Origin of the sequence: Streptomyces sp. NPDC085460 (assembly GCF_044541975.1) — a bacterium.
Classification (GTDB): domain Bacteria; phylum Actinomycetota; class Actinomycetes; order Streptomycetales; family Streptomycetaceae; genus Streptomyces.
Genome location: NZ_JBITTO010000007.1, coordinates 129,610 through 147,770, shown reverse-complemented (window position 1 = coordinate 147,770; position 18,161 = coordinate 129,610). Strand labels below are relative to the sequence as shown.

Genomic DNA, 18,161 nt, shown 5'->3' with positions numbered 1-18,161 from the left:
CCCCTCAGGGCCGCTGCCGGCGGGTGTTGAGGCGGGCCGCCTGGCGGGTCAGATGGTCGCGTTCCGCCAGGTGGGGAGCCTTGTGCGCCGCTTCGGCGTACAGGCGGGCCGCCGTCGTCAGGTCACCGGCGCGCTCGTGGAGGTACGCGGCCACCGCGGTGTGGCGGGGGAGCGAGGCGTCCAGGCCGGCGAGGGCCGCCAGGCCGGCGTGCGGGCCGTCGGCCTCCCCGACGGCGACCGCGCGGTTGAGGCGGGCGACCGGGTTGGCGGTCAGCCGCACCAGCTCGTCGTACCACTCGACGATCTGTGCCCAGTCGGTCTCCGCGGCCGTGGGCGCGTCGGCGTGGAGCGCGGCGATGGCGGCCTGCGCCTGGAACTCGCCCAGCCGGTCGCGGGCGAGGGCCGCCTGGAGGATCCCGACGCCCTCGGCGATCAGGGCGGTGTCCCAGCGGCCCCGGTCCTGCTCGGCGAGCGGCACCAGGCTGCCGTCGGCCCCGGTGCGGGCCGCGCGCCGCGCGTGGTGCAGGAGCATCAGCGCGAGGAGCCCCGCCACCTCGGGGTGGTCGACGCGCGCCGCGAGCTGACGGGTGAGCCGGATCGCCTCCGCGGACAGGTCGACGTCCCCGGAGTAGCCCTCGTTGAAGACGAGGTAGAGGATGCGCAGCACGGTCGCGACGTCGCCGGGCCGGTCGAGGCGCACGCCGGAGACGGTCCGCTTGGCCCGGCTGATGCGCTGCGCCATCGTCGCCTCGGGGACCAGGTAGGCGCGGGCGATCTGGCGCGTGGTCAGCCCGCCGACCGCGCGCAGGGTGAGCGCGACCGCCGAGGCCGGTGTCAGCGACGGGTGGGCGCAGAGGAAGTACAGCTGGAGCGTGTCGTCGGCGGCCGGCACCGGTCCCGGTGGCGGCTCCTCCTCGACACGGTCCTCCCGCCGTCGGCGGGCCGCGTCGGCCCGCCGCGCGTCGAGGAACTTGTGCCAGGCCACGGTGATCAGCCAGCCCTTGGGATCGCGGAGGGCGCCGTCACCGCCCGCGCGAGGGCCGGCGTCGGCGCCGACGGCACCGGCCGAGTTGGCACCGGCCGAGTCGGCACCGGCCGAGTCGGCACCGGCCGAGTCGGCACCGGCCGAGTCGGCACCGGCCGAGTCGGCACCGGCCGGGCCGGCGTCGGCGGCGCCGGCCCGGAGCGCCTCCACCAGGGCCTCCTGCACCGCGTCCTCGGCCGCCGCGAAGTCCGCTCCGCGGCGTACGAGGACCGTGAGGACGCTCGGGGTGACGCTCCTGAGCAGGACCTCGTCCATCGGAGGCGTCACTCCGTGATGGTCGGAGGCGCGGAGAGGAAGGGGCGCACCTCCAGCCACTCGTGGATCGGTTCCCCGCCCGCGCCGGGGGCGGCCGACAGCTCCCCGGCCAGCTCGACGGCGCGCTCGTAGTCGTCGACGTCGATGATCATCCACCCGGCGATGAGGTCCTTGGTCTCCGCGAAGGGGCCGTCGGTGACCGGCGGACGCCCCTCGCCGTCGTAGCGGACCCACGCGCCCTCCGGGGCGAGCGCCTGACCGTCCACGAACTCGCCGGTCTTCTCCAGCCGGGCCGCGAAGTCGCGCATGTACTGGATGTGAGCGGTGATCTCCTCCGGGGTCCACTGGTCCATCGGCACGTCGTTGACCGCGGCCGGGGCGCCTCGGTAGTGCTTCAGCAGCAGGTACTTGGCCATCGTGGTTCTCCTCGGTGCTGGTGCGGCCCATTCTGGTCGCGTTCACCCCGGGGACGAAGCCGGACGCGGTTTCTCGACATCCCCGCCCGACTTTCTTCGGAGATTTATTTCGGAGAGTTTTCGGGGGCGTGGCGCGGGCGTGGACGCGGGGCGCTCGGGTCAGCTCTCGGGCAGCGGGCGGTCGTCGATGACGTTCTTCATGACCAGGGTGGAGGTCAGGCGCTGCACGCCGGGCAGGCGGGCGAGGCGCTCGTCGTAGAGCCGCTGGAAGGCGGTCAGGTCGGCGGTCGCGACCCGCAGGAGGTAGTCGGGTTCGCCGAAGAGGCGCTGTGCCCGGAGGACGTGGGGGACGTCGGCCACCGCCTCCTCGAAGGCCGTGACAGTGTCGGGGGTCTCCCAGCGCAGGGTGACGAAGACGAGGGCCTCGAAGTGCAGGCCGAGGGCGGCGGGGTCGACGACGGCGCGGTAGCCGCGGATCGCGCCCTCGCGTTCGAGATCGCGCAGCCTGCGGTGGCAGGGCGAGACGCTGAGCCGCACCCGGGCGGCCAGCTCGGTGATGGTCAGACGGCCGTCCTGCTGGAGCTCGGCAAGAATCTTCCGGTCAAGTGCGTCCATGGAGAAGATTCTTCCCCAGAAGGCGTGATCATGGGGTAAAGACGCAAACACCTTCGGGCGCGTTCCGCCTACCGTTCCCTCGCAGAACAAGAGAAGTGCGAGAGGGAACGAACCGACGATGGACACGACGACGCTGGCGGCCTTCCTGGCGGTGGACCTGCTCCTGGTCTTCACCCCCGGCGCGGACTGGGCCTACGCGATCTCCGCCGGACTGCGCGACCGCTCCGTCGTCCCGGCGGTCGCGGGCCTGCTCACCGGGCACGCGGCGTACGCGCTCGTGGCCGTCGCCGGCGTCGCCGTGATCGTGGCCGGCTCCCCGGCCGCCCTCACCGCGCTCACCGTCGCCGGCGCCGGGTACCTGCTGTGGCTCGGCTGGGGCGTCCTGCGGCAGCCCGTCACGCCCGCGGCGGCGGAGCGAGGTGCGGAGACGTCCGCCCTGCGCGTCCTGCTCAAGGGCGCGGGAACCAGCGGTCTCAACCCCAAGGCGCTGCTGCTGTACTTCTCGCTCTTCCCGCAGTTCATCGACCCCGTGACGGGCTGGCCGGTCGCCGCGCAGACCGGGCTCCTGAGCACGGTGCACCTGACCGTCTGCGCCGTCGTCTACCTCGCCGTCGGCGTCCTGGCCCGCACGGTCCTCGCCACCCGGCCCTCGGCCGCCCGCATCGTCACGCGCGTCAGCGGTGCCATGATGATCGCCATCGGTGCCCTCCTGCTGGTGGAACGTCTCGCCGCCTGAGGCCCCCACCCCGCCGGCTCCGCCCGCCCCGCCCCGCTTGCTCCGCCCCACCCCGCCCCGCCCGCGCAGACCGCCCACCCGATACGGATCCCCGAGGAGAGCACGTCCGTGGCCCAGCCGACCCCTCCCTCTTCCTCCTCCCAGCCCCCGCCCGCGCTTCCGTCGTGGCTGACGTGGTGGCAGCGCCCGTTCCCCGACGCCAACACCCTCTTCCTGCCCGGACGGCACCCTGCCCTCGTCGACACCGGCTTCGTCGGCCACGCCGAGGAGACCGCCGCCTGGGTCCGGGCGCGGACCGGGCGCCTCGACCTCGTCGTGAACAGCCACTGGCACTCCGACCACGTCGGCGCCAACGCCCTCCTCCAGGCACACGGCGCCGGCATCGCCGCCGGCGCGCCCGAGGCGGAAGCGCTCGCCCGCCGCGACCCCGGCTGCTGCTCGGCCGAGTACCTCGACCAGCCCGTCGCCCCGTACACCGTCGACCTCGCCCTCGCCGACGGACAGATCCTCCGCCTCGGGGACACCGACTGGGCCGTCGTCCGCACCCCCGGTCACACCCCGGGCCACCTCGCCCTGTGGGAGCCGGAGGAGCGCCTGCTCGTCGTCGGCGACGCGCTGTCCGACTACGACGCCGGCTGGGTGAACCTCGCCCTCGACGGGCCCGACGCCGCCGCCACCGCGCTCGCCTCCCTGAAGCGGCTCGCCGACCTCGCCCCGCGGGTGATCCTCCCCTCCCACGGCCCCCTCCCCGCCGACCCCGCCGCGACCCTCGCCGCCGCGCTGCGCCGCGCCCAGCGGCTCGTCGACGACCCGGACGGCGCGGTCTGGTACGGCGCCCGCAGGATCTTCGCCTTCGCGCTGATGATCCGCGGGGGAATCCCGGCCGGCGAGGTCGAGTCGTACCTGCACGCACGCGCCTGGCTCACCGACGCCGCCGCGCTCCTCGCCCGTACGCCGGAAGCCCTCGCGGAGGAACTGGTCACCACCATGCTCCGCAGCGGGGCCGTCGTCCGCCGTGACGGCCGCCTCCACGCCGCCGCGCCCCACACCCCCGTGGCGGCCGGGACGATGCGCACGCCGTACCCCCGCGCCTGGCCGGCGGCCGACGAACTCTCCGGTGCGGTGGACCGGTTGCCGTCGTGACGCCCGGCGTGCCGTAAGGGATCGAGGGGGCGGCGGCCCGCGTCCCGCCGGCCGGGCGCCGACGGGACGCGGGGTCCGGCTACAGGCCGCCCGTGTAGAGCAGCTTGTTGGGGGTGCCGGCGCTGACGTTGCTCAGGACGTCCTTCGTCGACTGGCCGTCGATCCACTGGGCGACCTCGGCCGGGGTCGCCGTGGGGTGCTCGGCCTTGTAGAGGGCCGCGACGCCGGTCACGTGCGGGGCGGCCATCGACGTACCGTCCAGGGCGACGGACCCGCCGCCCATCCTGGCCGACACGATGTCCTGGCCGGGGGCGTACACCTCGACGCACGGGCCGTAGTTGGAGAACGACGCCTCTTCGTCCCACTGGTTGGAGGCGGCGACGGTGAGCGTGCCGTCCGCCGACGCGGGGGAGACGGTGCAGGCGTCCTTCGCGCTGTTGCCGGCCGCGATGACGGGCAGCACGCCGGCGGCGCGCAGGGCCGTGGTGGCGTTGTTCAGGGCCGTGGACCGGTCGCCGCCCAGCGAACCGTTCAGGACCGCCGGCTGCCGGGCGTTCCGGGCGACCCAGTCGAGCCCGGCGATCATCCCGGAGTACGTGCCGCGGCCGTCGCACCCCAGGACGCGGACGCTCACCAGGTTCGCCTTGCGGGCGACCCCGTACGTGCTGCCGGCGACGGTGCCCGCGACGTGCGTCCCGTGGCCGTTGCAGTCCCGTCCGGCCCGCCCGTCGCCCATCGCGTCGAAGCCGAAGGAGGCGCGGCCGCCGAACTCGTCGTGGGTGTAGTCGATGCCGGAGTCGAGGATGTACGCCGTCACGCCGGCGCCGCTGCCCTGGGTGGTGAAGTCGTTGTCGAGCGGGAGCAGCGACTGGTCGATGCGGTCCAGGCCCCAGGAGGCGGCGGGGGCGCGTCCGGTCACCGGGGCGGCCGGCAGCGGCGGGGCGACCGCCACCGCGTCCTCCTCGACGGACATCACCCCCGGCGTCTTCCGGACGATGTCCAGCTGCGCCGCGGTCAGCGGCACGGCGAACCCGTTGATCGCCTTCTCGTACACGAACGTGGGCTTGAGCTTCAGCTTCTCCGCGGCCTTGGTCGCGTTCATCGTCCGGCCGAGGGTCACGATGTACTCGCCGGGCACCGCGTTGGCGGCGGTTTCGAGGGGTGCCGGAACGGGATCCGGGCCGGCGGAGACGGAGCCGTGGGCCGTCGAGGTCGGGGCGGAGAGGGCCAGCGCTGACATGACGGCGCTCGCGAGAGCGAGTCTGGTACGTGTGTTCACGAGGGCGAGAGCATCATGCAGAAACGATCACCCCCTAGGACATCCATGCGGGATTCGGGTGGTTCGCCGGAAGATCACCGCAATGCGCTGCCCGGACGGGCCGGCGGGAGCCCACGGCGGGAGCCCCCGGCGCAGGAGGGGAAAACCCCCTGGTCCGAGCGCTGCGGCGCTCGTATCATCCGCCCATGCGCGGGGAAACCGGGAACACCGGCCACGAGGACGAGGTGGAGATCACCAGGGAGCTTTCCTGGCGGGCCGGGGCGATCGGCCTCGCCGCGCTCGACGTCGAGGACGCCGAGCTGCCACGGCACCGCCGGCCTCGACGCCCTGGTGGACCTGGCGTTCGGTGAACTCCCGATGTACCGGCTCACCGCGGAGACCCACACCGACAACGTTCCCGCGCTCGCCGTCCTCGCCAGGTCCGGATTCGTGCGGGAGGGCGTCAGCCGAGCCGCCTGCCTCCACCGGGGCCGCCGCCACGACCTCGCCGTGTTCTCGCTGCTGCGCCCGGAGTGGGAGGCCATGGACCGCCCGCGCGCGTGGGACGCCTGAGCGGACGGGGCGGCCTGGCTGGGGGGAGGGGCAGGATGGTCGACCACTTTCCGTACCGGGTGGTGAGCGGGGCGGAGTGCGTGACGCTGGTCTGGCGGCCCGGAGTGGGTGACGCGCTGGACGAGTTCGTCGTCGGTGAGCGCGGGGGACTGCTCGTGTTCGCGGACCGTGACGCCCTCCAGGAGTACGGCGACCGGAAGGGCTGGTCGCTCGGGTGGGAGGACGAGGGCGCGATCGATCTGGACGTCGTACGGGGGTGGGTCGAGCGCCCCGGCTCCGAGCGCGGTGCGGCGTCCGGGGGGCTGCTGCTCGACGCGTGGCACTTCGTCGAGGACCTCGCCCGTGGTGTGGGGGCAGGGCCGCTCCGGTTCGCTCGCGGGCCGGTGGCCGACCGCGCCTGGGAGAAGGCGTACGGCGAGGAGCCCTGGACACGCGAGGAGGCCGCGGCGGTGCGTGCGCTCCTGCGGGAAGGGCTGGCCCTCTGGGAGCGGGCGATGGACGCTCCGCGGAACCCGGCGCCTTGACCCGGCGTCCTGTCCGTGGCGTTCGCCAGGCTCGGGCGGCATGACCGAGATCGCAGCCGAGCCATGGCCGGAGCCTCCCCTCGCCGGAACCGAGGCGGCGGCCGTCCTGGGCGCCCTCGAACGCCGGCGGGCCACGCTCGCCTGGAAGTGCTCCGGCCTGGACGCTGCCGGCCTGCGCGCGACCCTCGGCACCTCCGCGATCACGCTGGGCGGGCTGCTCAAGCACCTGGCGCACGTGGAGGACCGCCACTTCGCACGGCTGTGGTGCGGCACCCCCGTCGGCGAAGGCGGCCTGGACCAGCTCGGTGCCTACACCACCCGGAGCGGAGAGCGGCCCAACCTCCGTCGCGTTCTCCTGGACCTCGTCGAGGAGTACGCCCGTCACGCCGGTCACGCCGACCTCATCCGGGAATCCGTCGACGGGCTCACGGGCGAGGATCCGCCGCGGTGGACGTGGTGAACCGGGCGCTTGGGATCGGTACGTGACGGACATCCCGACGCCTGGGACCGTGCGTCATTTCTCGCAGGCCAACCCCGCCGGCCCAGGGTGCGACAGCGTTCCCGCGCTGCTGCTGCGGCTGGCGGACTCCGTCGAGGCGCTGGGGCCCGTCGAGGTCCAGGACGTGGTGATCACAGCGGAGGCGACCGAGCACGGCCCCTGGTGGTCGGGCACCGTCTACTTCCATCTGCCGGAGGAGGGGGAGGAGGGGGAGGAGGACGAGGAGGCGTCAGGAAGCGCGCCCTCGTCCTGACGCGGCCGCGGCCGGGGTCCCGCGCAGGGCCGCGGCGACCAGGCCCTCCAGGGCCTCGCGCGGGACGTCGCCGCCGGTCACGAGCCGGTCGAAGACCAGCCCGTCGACGCAGGTGAGCAGCGTGTGGGTGCGGTTCTCGACGTCCGGAGTACCCCGCGTGGCGAGGAACAGGCGGACGGCCTCGCGCCCGGAGTTCTCGCGCGGGACGAGCAGTTCGCGCAGCTCGGGGTCGCGCACGCTCTCGACGGCGCAGGCGTAGCGGGCCAGCGAGCGGCGCCGGCCCTCGCCGGTGAGGCGTCGCCGGGCGAGCAGCGCCAGACCGTCGACCACGTCCTCGACGGTGCGCAGAGGCGGCAACTCCTCGGCCGTCGCGTGGAGTTCCTCCTGGTCCCGCTGGACGAGGCGGGTGACAAGCCCGGTGAGCAGGGCGGCCCGGGTGCGGAAGTACGCCGACGTCGTGCCGGGCGGTAGGGCGGCCCTGCGGTCCACCGCCCGGTGGGTCAGGCCGCGGATCCCGTCGTCGGCCAGGACGTCGAGTGCCGCGTCGGCGAGGAGCGTACGTCGATCGGAAGCCATACCCCCTTTCTACACCTGTAGAGACTCGGCTAGCCTCCTTCTTCTACAGATGTAGAAGACTGGGTGGACGTGAGAGTGAGGGCGGTACGGCATGGGCGGGACAGCAGTGGTCGTCGGAGGGGGCATCGGCGGGCTCGCCGCCGCGATCGGCCTGCGCCGCGTCGGCTGGGACGTGACGGTCGTCGAGCGCGCGGCCGTCCTCGACGACGCGGGCGCGGGGATCTCGCTCGCCGCCAACGGCCTGCGGGCCCTGGACGCGCTCGGTGTCGGCGCCGCCGTACGCCGTGCCTCCCGGGGCCAGTACAGCGGCGGCACCCGCACACCGCGCGGCGGCTGGCTGACCCGCATGGACGGCGCGGCGCTGGAGCAGGCGGTCGGCACCCCGATCATGGGCATCCCGCGCGCCACGCTGCACCGGCTGCTGCGCGAGGGCCTGCCCGCCGGGGCGCTGCGGATCGGCTCGGAGGTCACGTCGGTGCGGCAGGCCGACCCCTCGCCTGAACGGCGTACCGGGGACGAGGCGACACGGGTACGGATCCACTGCGGCGACACCGTCCTCGACGCCGATCTCGTGGTGGCCGCCGACGGCATCGGCAGCGCGGTGCGCCGCCTGCTCTTCCCCGGCCACCCAGGGCCCGCCTACAGCGGATCGACCGTGCTGCGCGCCATCACCGAGCGGCCCGTCGCGCTGCGGACCGACTTCGAACTCACCTGGGGGCGGGGGTCCGAGTTCGGGCACATCGCCTTCACGGACGGGCGGGCCGAGTGGCACGCCGTGCTCGACCTCCCCGCCGGGCACCGGTTCGCCGACCCGCTGGGCGAGCTGCGCCGCCGGTTCCGCGACTGGCACGAGCCGATCCCCGCCCTGCTCGACGCGACCCGCCCCGACGCCGTGCTCCACCACGACGTCGACGAACTGCGCACTCCGCTGCCCGCGTACGCCGTCGGCCGGATCGCGCTGCTCGGCGACGCGGCGCACGCGATGACCCCCCACCTCGGGCAGGGCGCGTGCCAGGCACTGGAGGACGCGGTCGCCCTCGCCGCCGCGCTCGCCGGCGAGCCGACCGTGGAGTCCGGGCTCGCCCGGTACGACGCCGAGCGCCGGCCGCGCAGCCAGGCGGTGGCGCGAGCCGCCCGCCAGGCGGGACGCATGGGCCAGCGGCTCTCCCACCCGGCGGCCGTCGCCCTGCGCAACACGGCGATGCGGCTGACCCCCTCGCGCGCCGCGACCCGCATGATCCTCCGTCACCACACCTGGGTACCGCCCCGGCTCGACGGACCGGCGACCGTGTAGCGCGCCGCCGGACGCCCCTCACGCGCCCGGACGACGAGCGGTAGCCTCCGCGCATGGAAGAGAGTGGAGTCGAGACCGAACACCGGCCCGTCGTCTGGACCGTGGGGCGGTTGCGCGAGGCGCTGGTGGGCGTGCCCGACGACGCCCCGGTGCACGTCGCCGTCGCGCCGTTCCCGGGCGCCGAGGGATACGACGACCGGGTCCTCGTCGCGTACGCGCCGGTGACGATGATCCGGCCCGCGACCGAGCGGACGCCGGCGCGCGACGAGGTCGAGCACACGCTCTTCGCCGACTGGCCGGCGGGGCGCTACCCGGACGGCGCGGGAGCCGACGAGGAGTGCTAGCCGCTCCTCGTCCGCTCGGGAAGGCTCTGTCAGGAGTGCAGGTGACCCGTGGCGAAGAGGACGGCCACCGCCGCGACGTTCGTCAGGGCCATCGCGGCGAGCGGAACGGCCGGGGCCCGGAGGGCGGGGCCGGCGGGGGTGAGGGTTGGGGCGGACGTCACGGTCTGGCGCCAGACGTAGGCCGCCAGGAGGAGCCCGGCGACCGGGAGCACGACGTGCTGGCCGGTGAAGTGCGGGACGGCTCCGCTGACGGCGGTCACTCCGAGGGCGCCGAAGAGCGCGACGAGGGAGTCGAGGCGGGCGCCGGTGCGGCCCGGGCGGTCATGGACCAGGGTCGCCACGCCGATCAGGGCGATCAGGGCGAACGGGACCGTGGCGAGCAGGCACGACCGCCAGGCGAAGCCCAGGGCGACCATCCAGGCCATCAGCAGGCCGAGGGCCGGGCCGATGCCCGCGATCACGATGTGGAGGCCGACCGCCTTGCGGCGTTCCCGGGGGTCGGGGAAGGCGGGGGACACCAGGAGCGGCGCGGAGGTCGAGACGAGCGCGGCGAAGGCGCCCTGGAGGGCGCGGGCCGCGATCCACAGCTCGCCGGAGGGCGCCAGACCGCCGAGCACGGCGGTCACCGCGAAGCCCGTCAGGCCGAGCAGCAGGGCCCTCTTGCGGCCCAGGCGGTCCGCGACGCGGGTGCCGCACAGCAGGACCAGGACGAAGGCCAGCGCGTAGGCGAGGGGCATGAGGTCCAGATAGACCGTGGACGAGACCTTCAGGCCGTCGCCGGGCAGCCCCAGGTCCCGGCTCGCGCCGTTCATCATCATGGCCGTGTTGGAGAACGCCGCGTCGAAGAGGACGATCAGCTGGGCCAGGGCGAGCGCCGCCAGGCCCCACCAGCGCCGCGGCCGTGACACCTCCGGAGGCGCGGCGCCGGCCGGTGACGTGGGCGCGCTCCAGGGGCCGGACGGCAGGAGCGGCGGGGCGTCGGCGAGCGCCGGGGCCGTCGGGGTGTACACGTGAGGCGCGGGCCGGGCGGACGCGGGCGCGGGCCGGGCGGACGCGGGCCGGGCGGGTACGGCGGCGGGCGCGTAGTCCAGCAGATGCGCGGCGCGGCGGCCGAGCTGGGCCAGTACCGCCCCCGGCAGCCATTCGTCCGCCTCGCCGGTGGCGGCCGTCGCCGTGTGCGCGGCCACCTCGTGCGGCGTGGGCCGCAGCGTCGGGTCCTTGTGCAGACACGCGCGGACGAGGGGGACGAGCGCGTCGGGCACGCCGGTCAGGTCCGGTTCCTCCTCTGCGACGCGGAAGAGGTGGGCGTTCAGACCGGTGTCCGTGGCGCCGAAGAGGAGGCGTCCGGTGGAGGCGTAGACGAGGAGCGCGCCCAGGCAGAACACATCGGACGCCGGGGTGAGTTCGAGGCCGCGCACCTGCTCCGGGGACATGAAGCCGGGCGAGCCGATCAGCATGCCGGTGCGCGTGTGGAGGCTGTCCCCGGCCAGGCCGTCCATCGCGCGCGCGATGCCGAAGTCGATGACACGCGGGCCGTCCACGGTGATCAGGACGTTGGACGGCTTGAGGTCACGGTGGATCAGGCCGGCCTCGTGCACCGCCTGGAGGGCCAGCGCGAGACGGTTGGCGAGGGTGCGGACCGAGTGCTCGGGCAGCGGGCCGAAGTCCCGCCCCACGACGGTGGTCAGGTCGGGTCCGGGGATGTACTGGGTCGCCACCCAGGGCACGGCGGCCTCGGTGTCGGCGTCCAGGACGTCGGCGGTCCAGGCCCCGCCCACCCGCCGGGCCGCCGCCACCTCGCGGGCGAACCGCCGCCGGAACTCGCCGTGCTGGGCGTGTTCGGCCTGCACGACCTTGACGGCGACCGTACGCCCCAGGTCGTTGCGGCCCAGGTAGACCAGGCCCATCCCGCCCGCGCCGAGGCGGGCGATCAGACGGTACGGGCCTATGTGCGCGGGGTCCTCCCCGGTCAGCTGTTCCACGGTCGAGGTCAGCCCTTCGACGAACTCTTCGGACGGGTGCGGGGGTCACAACCTAGTGGAAACGCCCCTCACGCCACACGGAGGGCGGCACGATCGGCCGCCGCCGGGCACGGGGTGGCCGGAACCTTTCGTTTCTATGGCAGGGCACGCCACATCGGCGGCCGTGGAAGTGGTGGGACGACATGTGGGCCGGGGCCGCCCGCTGTCCTCAGGATGTCCGCATCCCCACCACCGCCCCGCTCCCCTTCCGGAGACCCCATGAAGATCCCCGTGAACACCCTCATGAAGCAGCCCGCGAAGGCACCCGTGAAGACACCCGCCCCGACGCTCTCCCACGTGGCCGCGAAGGCGACCGTCAGACGGCTCCTCGTGGCCGCCCTCGCGGCCGTGGGCATCGCCGCCGCGACCGCCGCCCCCGTGACGGCCGCCGTGCCGCCGCCGACCGCCGGCCCGCTGGAGCGGTACGACATCGACGAGACGTACGTGAGCGGCCTCTCGTCCGGCGGATTCATGGCCAACCAGCTGCACGTCGCCTACTCCGGTGTGTTCCAGGGCGCCGGAATCTTCTCGGCCGGCCCGTACGACTGCGCCCAGAACAACCTCAACACCGCCCTGTACGCCTGCATGGACACCTTCCAGGCCCGCAAGACCCCCGCCCAGCTCGCCCAGTTGACCCGCGACCGGGCCGCGGCCGGCAAGCTCGACCCGGTGGCCAACCTCGCCGGCGACAAGGTGTGGCTGTTCCACGGCACCAACGACACCACCGTCAAGCAGGCCGTGCACGACGACCTCGCGCGTTACTACCGCGACCTCGGCACCGACGTCGTCAACGACAACACCTCCGCCGCCGGGCACGCCTGGGTCAGCCCGATCGGCCCCAACGCGTGCACCTCCACCAGCTCGCCGTACGTCAACACCTGCGGAGGCGACCCGGTCGAGGAGATGCTCACGCACCTGCTCGGCAGCGTGAAGCCCGCCACCTCCTCCGCCCTGACCGGGAAACTCGTGCGCTTCGACCAGAGCGCGTACACGCCCGGCGGCAGCCCGAGCGCGATCAGTATGGGCACCGAGGGCTTCGCGTACGTCCCGAGGTCCTGCCAGGACGGGGCGTCCTGCAAGCTGATGGTCACCCTCCACGGCTGCTACCAGTACTTCGGTCTCGTCGGCAACGCGCTCATGGACAAGGCGTACCTCAACGAGTACGCCGACACCAACGACCTGATCGTCCTCTACCCGCAGGCCACCACCATGACCGGCAACCCCCGCGGCTGCTGGGACTGGTGGGGCTACAAGTCGGCCGACTACGCCCACAAGAGCGGCCCGCAGATGACGGCCGTGATGAACATGGCCGCGGCCCTCGGCGCCGGCGCGCCCACCGGCACCCCGTCCCTGCCCGCGCCGACCGGTCTGGCCGCCACCGCCACCACCTCCTCCAGCGTCTCGTTGGCCTGGAACGCCGTGCCGGGCGCGGCCTCGTACGACGTGTACAGGAACGGCACGAAGGCCAACCCGGCGCCGATCACCGCCGGTACGGCCTTCACGGACACGGGCCTGGCCGCCGGCACGGCCTACGCGTACACCGTCGCCGCCGTGGACGCGGCCGGCACGCCCGGGGCCAGGAGCGCCGCCGTCACCGCCACCACCACCGGCACCGCGCCGGTCTGCGTGACGGCCAGCAACTACGCCCACACGCAGGCCGGCCGGGCCCACCACCTCGGCGGCCACACCTACGCCAACGGCTCGGAGCAGCACCTCGGCCTGTGGAACGTCATGGTCACCAGCACCCTCAAGGAGACCTCCCCGGGCCACTGGGTCAGGTGCTGAACTCGGCGGCGCCGGGCGGTGGTTAGGGTGGTGGGCGTCGTGTGCGGTCCCGCCGTCCCGAGGAGCCGAGTTGCGGAACACGCCGGCCGCCCTGCTGCCCCCGCCGTCACGGACGTGGCTCGGGCCGACGGCGGCCCTGGCCGCGTCGGCGGTCGTCCTGATCGGGGTCCGGTACGCGGGCGCCGGTGAGTCCGGCGGGGTGGACGCCCGGATCGGGGAGGCCGTGGCGGGCACGATGCCGGGCGGGCGGCGGGCCGCCCTGGCCGTGGACTTCCTGGGCGAGCCGCTGGGCGCGGCGGTCCTGGTCCTGGCCGCCGTGGGCGTCTGCCTGCTGCTGCGGCGGCCCCGCGCGGCCGTGCTCGTCGTCGCCGGCACCGGTCTGACCGTGGGCGCGACGAAGGTGCTGAAGCCGCTCGTCGGGCGCACCATCCACGACGGATACCTCTCCTACCCGAGCGGGCACACCGGCTTCCTCACCGCGTACGCCCTCGTGCTCGCGCTGCTCGCGGCCGGGCGGCTCGGCCGGGCGGCCGGCGCCCTCCTGGCCCTCGTCGCCGCCCTCGCCGCCGGCGCCGTCATGGGCTGGGCGCAGGTCGCCCTCGCCGCCCACCACCCGACCGACACCCTCGGCGGTCTGTGCACCGCCCTCGCGGTGGTGCCGGCGACCGCGTGGCTGATCGACCGGATCGCCGGCCGGTCCGCCGCGGTCGCCGTCGACGGCTGACCGGCCGGGACGGGGGGACGCGCCGGAGCCGCCCCGCCGGCACCTCCTCAGGCCCTGCGGCGGAACACGGGTCTCACCGCCCGTCCGCCCATCCACGGCGTCGGATCGCCGGCGTCCAACGCCTTCCGGTACACCGCGCACGCCTGCGCCACCACCTCGACGGTGTGGTCGATGTCGGCCTCGTCGAGCGCGGCGCTCACCACGAACGACGGGGCCAGCACGCCGCCCGCGAGGAGCCGGCGCAGGAAGAGGGTGCGGTACTCCTGCGAGGGCCGCCCGTGCTCGTCGAGGGTGGCGAAGACGAGGTTGCTGGCCCGGCCCCGTACGAGCACGTGATCGGCCACGTCCATGCTCGCCGCCGCCTCGCGGACCCCGGCCGCCAGCCGCTCGCCGAGGGCGTGCAGCCGCGCCGTGACGCCCTCCTCGGTGTACGTCGTCTGCACGGCCGTCGCGGCGGCCAGCGCGTGCGTCTCCGCGCCGTGCGTGGTGGACAGCAGGAACACCCGGTCGCCGGAGTGCCGCAGCCCGCCCCGCTCCATCAGCTCGCGGCGGCCCGCGAGGGCGGCGACGGCGAACCCGTTGCCCAGCGCCTTGCCGAAGGTGGACAGGTCGGGCACGACCCCGTACAGGCTCTGGGCGCCCGCCTCCGACCAGCGGAAGCCGGTGATCATCTCGTCGAGGACCAGGAGGCAGCCGTGCCGGTCGGCCAGGGCGCGCAGGCCCGTCAGGTATCCGGGGGGAGGCTCGGTCTGGGTGGCCGGTTCGAGGATCAGGCAGGCGATCTCCCCCTCGTACCGGCTGAGCAGTTCCTCGGTGGCCGGCAGGTCGCCGTAGGGGAACCGCACGGTGAGCGCGGCGGTGGCCGGCGGGATGCCGTCCGCCATGGGGGTGGTGCCGATGAACCAGTCGTCGGTGGAGAAGAACGGGTGGTCGGCGCAGATCGCGACCCGCGCCCGTCCCGTGGCGGCGCGGGCCAGGCGCACCGCCGCGGTCGTCGCGTCGGAGCCGTTCTTCGCGAACTTCACCATCTCGGCGGTGGGCACCGTCGCCAGGAAGCGTTCCGCCGCCTCGATCTCCACCACGGACGGCCGGACGAAGTTGCCGCCCCGGTCCAGCTCCCGCCGGACCGCCTCGGTCACGCGCGGATGGGCGTGGCCGAGGCTGACCGACCGCAGGCCGGAGCCGTACTCGACGTACCGGTTGCCGTCGACGTCCCACACGTGGGCGCCCCGGCCGTGGCTGATGACCGGCGCGAGGCCCTCGGGATACTGGTCGTCGCCCTTGGCGTAGGTGTGCGCGCCGCCGGGGACCATCGCGTGCAGGCGCTCGTTCGCCGCCCGCGACAAGGGCAGTGCGAACTCCTCGGGTTCCCCGGCCACGTCAGCCTTCCCGCCGCTTCAGGACCTCGGCGAGGCTCGGTGCCTCCCGGTCCCTGCGGGACATCGAGGTGACCGGCAGCGGCCACGGGACGGCGAGTTCGGGGTCGTCGTGGGCGATCGTCACGTCCTCGGCCGGGTCGTGCGGGCGGTCGATCCGGTACGAGACGTCGGCGGGTCCCGTCAGCGCCTGGAAGCCGTGCGCGCACCCCGCCGGGATGTAGAGGGTCGTCTGCGTCGCGTCGGACAGCTCGAAGGTGGCCACGGCGCGGTACGTCGGAGAGCCGGGCCGCAGGTCCACGATGACGTCGAAGATCCGCCCGTACGAGCAGCGCACGAGCTTCGCCTCGCCGGCGCCGGAGCGCAGGTGCAGCCCGCGCAGCACGCCCCGGACCGAGCGGGAGAGGCTGTCCTGGACGAAGGCGTCCGGGTCGAGGCCGACGGAGCGGACCACGTCGGCGTCGAAGGTGCGGCAGAAGGAGCCGCGCTCGTCGGCGTGCGGCGTCGGCTCGAACAGGTAGGCGCCGGCGATCGCCGGTACTTCGGTCGCTTTCATGGTGCCTCTCGCGGGGTGGGGACGGTGTCGGGGAACAGGGCGGTCGTCAACGCCCGGAAGTGGGCGTCGAGTTCGCGGGCGACGGCGCGGTTCCGGTCGGCGAGGGTGCGGCGCAGGCCGGCCGCGTCCTTCTCCAGCGCGCGGAACCGGTCGAGCAGCCGGTCCGCGTCGACCTCGCGCGCCGGGTGGCAGAAGGCGGCCAGCCCCATCCGGGCCATGAGCGCCTCGCTCTTCGCCGCGTAGCCGAGGGCGAGGGCCGGGGTGCCGGTCCGCAGCGCGCAGACCAGGTTGTGGTAGCGGGTCGCCACCACCGTGTCGGCGGCGGCGGTCTCCCGCATCAGGTCGCCGAGCGAGGCCGCCTCCGCGGCGGTCACCAGCGGCGAGTCCACCGCGTCGAGGATCGAGTCGACCACCGGCGCGTCGCACGCGTCGCCCGTCAGCAGCCGGACCGTCCTGCCCTCGGCGGCGAGCGCGCGGACGAAACGGGTCACACCGTCCAGATAGCGCCGGTGGATCTCGTCGGCCCGGTCCCGGTCGTCGTTGCCGCCGCGGAAGGCCATCACGCCGACGCACACCCGCCCCGCGGGGCCCGGCGGGGCGGGAACCGAGGGAGCCTCGGGCACGGGCAGGGCGAAGGCCAGGTCCGGGTGGACCGGGTCGCGCGCGGTGTCCACGCCCATCGCCCGCATCGCGTCCCGCGACAGCGTGTCCCGGTAGGAGCGGTACGCGGCGAGCCGGGCCGACCAGCGCACCAGGGCCCGCGTCGGCCGGTCGGCGATCGCGTCCGCGCCGACGCCCACGAGCGCGACCCGGGTGCCGAGCAGCCGCCCCGAGGCGCAGAGCAGGAACAGCGCGTACGGGAAACCCCACGGCCGCAGCGGCAGCGTGGCCTCCAGGACGCCCATGCCCGGCACGATCACCACGTCGTGGCGGCGCACCCAGGCGGCGGTGCGGACGGCGTCCACGACCTTGCCCAGCGCCTTGCCGGCGATCGCGCCCGCGCGGGACGCGGTCCGGTACTCGCCGCGGTACCAGTGCAGCCGCGTGGCGGGGATCCCGTACCGGGCCGTCACGGTCGCGGGTCCGCCGCACAGCGCGTCCACGACCGCCTCGGGGCGCGTGGCGCGGAGGTGGCCGAGGACGGCTTCGAGCGAGCCGTCGTTGCCGAGGTTCCCGGAGCCCAGCAGGCCGAAGACCCCCACCCGTACCGGCGTCACGCCCGTCGGCCTTCGCGCCCGGCGACCAGGTCGTCCACGGAGACGGACAGCTGCGCCGGGTCCACCGGGGCCCGGTCCTCGACGCGCTCGCCGGCGCCCGGCCGGGCCCGGCTCGCCGCCCACTCGGCCAGGTGGCGGTAGCAGGCGCGGCGGTCGGCGGAGGAGAGCGGCGCCCGCCGGATCGCCGCGACGAAGCCCCAGACGTACTCGGCGAGGAGACGGGGCGTCGGGTGCAGCGGGCCGGCCCGGCGCGGGTCCAGGTTGACGCACCGGGACCGCTTGGAGGGGTTGGCCCGCTCGGCCCGGGTCGGGTGGTCGCGGCGGAAGTACAGCAGCTCCGGCACCTGGTGGAAGGGCCCGTGCAGACCGAGCTCGGAGACGAAGGTGCGGTCCGCGTGGTGGTAGCTGTCGTGCGGCTTCACCCGGCGCAGCACATCGGCCCGCACCACCCCGTAGAAGTCGTCGCCGCCGGGCTCGAACAGCATGCTGCGGAACCGGACCGGCGCGTGCGGGGAGGCCGTGGCGAGCCCGTACGCGTACGGCACCTTCACCCGGCCCTCCTCGTCGATGACAGCCTGGTCGGCGTGGGCGAGGATCACCTCCGGGTGCTCGTCCAGCGCCTCCACGCAGCGGCGCAGCAGGTCACGGGCGTACAGGTCGTCGTGCGAGGCCCACTTGAACAGCTCGCCCCGGCACTGCGTGAAGACGTGGTTGTGGTTCGGGGCGGCGCCGATGTTCCGGGGCAGCCGGAGGTAGCGGACGCGGGAGTCCTTCTCGGCGTACCGGCGGCAGATGTCCGCCGTTCCGTCGGTCGAGGCGTTGTCGGAGACGACCAGCTCGAAGTCCTCGTACGTCTGGCCGAGGAGGGCGTCGAAGGACTCGGCGAGGTACTCCTCGCCGTTGTAGACGGGCAGGCCGATGCTCAGCCGGGGTCGGGCGGTCATGACGTCC

Annotated in this window: 21 protein-coding genes; 11 read left to right on the top strand and 10 right to left on the bottom strand. The window is 74.6% G+C overall.

All coding sequences use genetic code 11. The annotated features are described in order from the left end of the window. Window positions 1–4: 4 nt before the first annotated feature. From ACIGHB_RS19525 to ACIGHB_RS19515, 3 genes are all read right to left on the bottom strand, one after another. Window positions 5–1,300 (bottom strand): RNA polymerase sigma factor, encoded by a 1,296-nt coding sequence (locus tag ACIGHB_RS19525; protein ID WP_399915020.1) that lies wholly within the window; start codon window positions 1,298–1,300, stop codon window positions 5–7. An 8-nt stretch (window positions 1,301–1,308) separates the two neighbouring features. Further along, window positions 1,309–1,716, bottom strand: coding sequence for a YciI family protein (locus ACIGHB_RS19520; protein ID WP_360320615.1), 408 nt, complete (start codon window positions 1,714–1,716; stop codon window positions 1,309–1,311). Window positions 1,717–1,875: 159 nt separating this feature from the next. Continuing rightward, entirely contained in the window at window positions 1,876–2,331 is a 456-nt protein-coding gene (locus ACIGHB_RS19515) for an Lrp/AsnC family transcriptional regulator (RefSeq protein ID WP_388876632.1), read from the bottom strand. A 118-nt stretch (window positions 2,332–2,449) separates the two neighbouring features. Here ACIGHB_RS19515 and ACIGHB_RS19510 point away from each other — a divergent pair, with 118 nt between their 5' ends. Further along, entirely contained in the window at window positions 2,450–3,067 is a 618-nt protein-coding gene (locus ACIGHB_RS19510; RefSeq protein ID WP_360320621.1) for a LysE family translocator, read from the top strand. Window positions 3,068–3,175: 108 nt separating this feature from the next. Beyond that, complete coding sequence (locus tag ACIGHB_RS19505; RefSeq protein WP_399914563.1) at window positions 3,176–4,210, top strand: MBL fold metallo-hydrolase; 1,035 nt, start codon at window positions 3,176–3,178, stop codon at window positions 4,208–4,210. Between the two features lie 79 nt (window positions 4,211–4,289). On the opposite strand, the gene ACIGHB_RS19500 is transcribed toward ACIGHB_RS19505, so the two are convergent. After that, a complete protein-coding gene (locus tag ACIGHB_RS19500; protein WP_399915018.1) occupies window positions 4,290–5,450 on the bottom strand; it encodes a S8 family peptidase in 1,161 nt (386 codons plus the stop codon). 224 nt (window positions 5,451–5,674) lie between these two features. On the opposite strand from ACIGHB_RS19500, the gene ACIGHB_RS19495 reads away from it, so the two are divergent. Genes ACIGHB_RS19495 through ACIGHB_RS19475 form a run of 5 tightly spaced genes read left to right on the top strand, consistent with a single transcriptional unit; the run spans window position 5,675 to window position 7,317 of the window. After that, complete coding sequence (locus tag ACIGHB_RS19495) at window positions 5,675–5,839, top strand: hypothetical protein (protein ID WP_399914561.1); 165 nt, start codon at window positions 5,675–5,677, stop codon at window positions 5,837–5,839. After that, complete coding sequence (locus tag ACIGHB_RS19490; RefSeq protein WP_399914559.1) at window positions 5,820–6,041, top strand: GNAT family N-acetyltransferase; 222 nt, start codon at window positions 5,820–5,822, stop codon at window positions 6,039–6,041. The genes ACIGHB_RS19495 and ACIGHB_RS19490 overlap by 20 nt, the downstream gene beginning before the upstream one ends. 35 nt (window positions 6,042–6,076) lie before the next feature. Further along, complete coding sequence (locus tag ACIGHB_RS19485; protein ID WP_399914557.1) at window positions 6,077–6,565, top strand: hypothetical protein; 489 nt, start codon at window positions 6,077–6,079, stop codon at window positions 6,563–6,565. Between the two features lie 40 nt (window positions 6,566–6,605). Further along, on the top strand, window positions 6,606–7,025 hold the full coding sequence (locus ACIGHB_RS19480; RefSeq protein ID WP_399914555.1) for a DUF664 domain-containing protein: 420 nt from the start codon (window positions 6,606–6,608) through the stop codon (window positions 7,023–7,025). Between the two features lie 49 nt (window positions 7,026–7,074). Then, a complete protein-coding gene (locus tag ACIGHB_RS19475) occupies window positions 7,075–7,317 on the top strand; it encodes a hypothetical protein (protein ID WP_399914553.1) in 243 nt (80 codons plus the stop codon). Here the strand turns inward: ACIGHB_RS19475 and ACIGHB_RS19470 are convergent. Next, complete coding sequence (locus ACIGHB_RS19470) at window positions 7,294–7,893, bottom strand: TetR/AcrR family transcriptional regulator (protein ID WP_399914551.1); 600 nt, start codon at window positions 7,891–7,893, stop codon at window positions 7,294–7,296. The genes ACIGHB_RS19475 and ACIGHB_RS19470 overlap by 24 nt on opposite strands. Before the next feature lie 91 nt (window positions 7,894–7,984). Here ACIGHB_RS19470 and ACIGHB_RS19465 point away from each other — a divergent pair, with 91 nt between their 5' ends. Then, window positions 7,985–9,187 (top strand): FAD-dependent monooxygenase, encoded by a 1,203-nt coding sequence (locus ACIGHB_RS19465; RefSeq protein ID WP_399914549.1) that lies wholly within the window; start codon window positions 7,985–7,987, stop codon window positions 9,185–9,187. Window positions 9,188–9,240: 53 nt separating this feature from the next. Beyond that, window positions 9,241–9,531, top strand: a complete 291-nt coding sequence (locus ACIGHB_RS19460) for a DUF6225 family protein (RefSeq protein ID WP_399914547.1) — start codon at window positions 9,241–9,243, stop codon at window positions 9,529–9,531. 29 nt (window positions 9,532–9,560) lie between these two features. Here ACIGHB_RS19460 and ACIGHB_RS19455 read toward each other — a convergent pair whose 3' ends face one another. Then, window positions 9,561–11,513, bottom strand: a complete 1,953-nt coding sequence (locus tag ACIGHB_RS19455) for an MFS transporter (RefSeq protein WP_399914545.1) — start codon at window positions 11,511–11,513, stop codon at window positions 9,561–9,563. A gap of 258 nt (window positions 11,514–11,771) precedes the next feature. Here ACIGHB_RS19455 and ACIGHB_RS19450 point away from each other — a divergent pair, with 258 nt between their 5' ends. Then, entirely contained in the window at window positions 11,772–13,337 is a 1,566-nt protein-coding gene (locus tag ACIGHB_RS19450; RefSeq protein ID WP_399914543.1) for a fibronectin type III domain-containing protein, read from the top strand. 70 nt (window positions 13,338–13,407) lie between these two features. After that, window positions 13,408–14,061, top strand: coding sequence for a phosphatase PAP2 family protein (locus tag ACIGHB_RS19445; RefSeq protein ID WP_399914542.1), 654 nt, complete (start codon window positions 13,408–13,410; stop codon window positions 14,059–14,061). A 47-nt stretch (window positions 14,062–14,108) separates the two neighbouring features. On the opposite strand, the gene ACIGHB_RS19440 is transcribed toward ACIGHB_RS19445, so the two are convergent. The 4 genes from ACIGHB_RS19440 to ACIGHB_RS19425 are packed head-to-tail and all read right to left on the bottom strand — an operon-like array spanning window position 14,109 to window position 18,154. Continuing rightward, window positions 14,109–15,440 carry a glutamate-1-semialdehyde 2,1-aminomutase gene (locus ACIGHB_RS19440; RefSeq protein WP_399914540.1) on the bottom strand — a complete coding sequence of 444 codons (1,332 nt, stop codon included), beginning with the start codon at window positions 15,438–15,440 and terminating at the stop codon, window positions 14,109–14,111. 1 nt (window position 15,441) lies between these two features. Next, window positions 15,442–15,993: a dTDP-4-dehydrorhamnose 3,5-epimerase family protein gene (locus tag ACIGHB_RS19435; protein ID WP_399914538.1), complete on the bottom strand. Its 552-nt coding sequence runs from the start codon at window positions 15,991–15,993 to the stop codon at window positions 15,442–15,444. Next, the gene (locus ACIGHB_RS19430; RefSeq protein WP_399914536.1) at window positions 15,990–17,210 is read right to left on the bottom strand and encodes a polysaccharide pyruvyl transferase family protein; all 1,221 of its coding nucleotides are present in this window, start codon (window positions 17,208–17,210) and stop codon (window positions 15,990–15,992) included. Before ACIGHB_RS19430 ends, ACIGHB_RS19435 begins: the two co-directional genes overlap by 4 nt. Then, the gene (locus ACIGHB_RS19425; protein WP_360320668.1) at window positions 17,207–18,154 is read right to left on the bottom strand and encodes a glycosyltransferase family 2 protein; all 948 of its coding nucleotides are present in this window, start codon (window positions 18,152–18,154) and stop codon (window positions 17,207–17,209) included. Before ACIGHB_RS19425 ends, ACIGHB_RS19430 begins: the two co-directional genes overlap by 4 nt. Window positions 18,155–18,161: the final 7 nt, after the last annotated feature.

Coding starts and splice junctions, on each gene's coding strand:
- ACIGHB_RS19525 (WP_399915020.1), bottom strand. CDS start 1,300: ATGGACGAGGTCCTGCTCAGGAGCGTCACCCCGAGCGTCCTCACGGTC.
- ACIGHB_RS19520 (WP_360320615.1), bottom strand. CDS start 1,716: ATGGCCAAGTACCTGCTGCTGAAGCACTACCGAGGCGCCCCGGCCGCG.
- ACIGHB_RS19515 (WP_388876632.1), bottom strand. CDS start 2,331: ATGGACGCACTTGACCGGAAGATTCTTGCCGAGCTCCAGCAGGACGGC.
- ACIGHB_RS19510 (WP_360320621.1), top strand. CDS start 2,450: ATGGACACGACGACGCTGGCGGCCTTCCTGGCGGTGGACCTGCTCCTG.
- ACIGHB_RS19500 (WP_399915018.1), bottom strand. CDS start 5,450: ATGTCAGCGCTGGCCCTCTCCGCCCCGACCTCGACGGCCCACGGCTCC.
- ACIGHB_RS19495 (WP_399914561.1), top strand. CDS start 5,675: ATGCGCGGGGAAACCGGGAACACCGGCCACGAGGACGAGGTGGAGATC.
- ACIGHB_RS19485 (WP_399914557.1), top strand. CDS start 6,077: ATGGTCGACCACTTTCCGTACCGGGTGGTGAGCGGGGCGGAGTGCGTG.
- ACIGHB_RS19480 (WP_399914555.1), top strand. CDS start 6,606: ATGACCGAGATCGCAGCCGAGCCATGGCCGGAGCCTCCCCTCGCCGGA.
- ACIGHB_RS19470 (WP_399914551.1), bottom strand. CDS start 7,893: ATGGCTTCCGATCGACGTACGCTCCTCGCCGACGCGGCACTCGACGTC.
- ACIGHB_RS19465 (WP_399914549.1), top strand. CDS start 7,985: ATGGGCGGGACAGCAGTGGTCGTCGGAGGGGGCATCGGCGGGCTCGCC.
- ACIGHB_RS19460 (WP_399914547.1), top strand. CDS start 9,241: ATGGAAGAGAGTGGAGTCGAGACCGAACACCGGCCCGTCGTCTGGACC.
- ACIGHB_RS19450 (WP_399914543.1), top strand. CDS start 11,772: ATGAAGATCCCCGTGAACACCCTCATGAAGCAGCCCGCGAAGGCACCC.
- ACIGHB_RS19435 (WP_399914538.1), bottom strand. CDS start 15,993: ATGAAAGCGACCGAAGTACCGGCGATCGCCGGCGCCTACCTGTTCGAG.
- ACIGHB_RS19425 (WP_360320668.1), bottom strand. CDS start 18,154: ATGACCGCCCGACCCCGGCTGAGCATCGGCCTGCCCGTCTACAACGGC.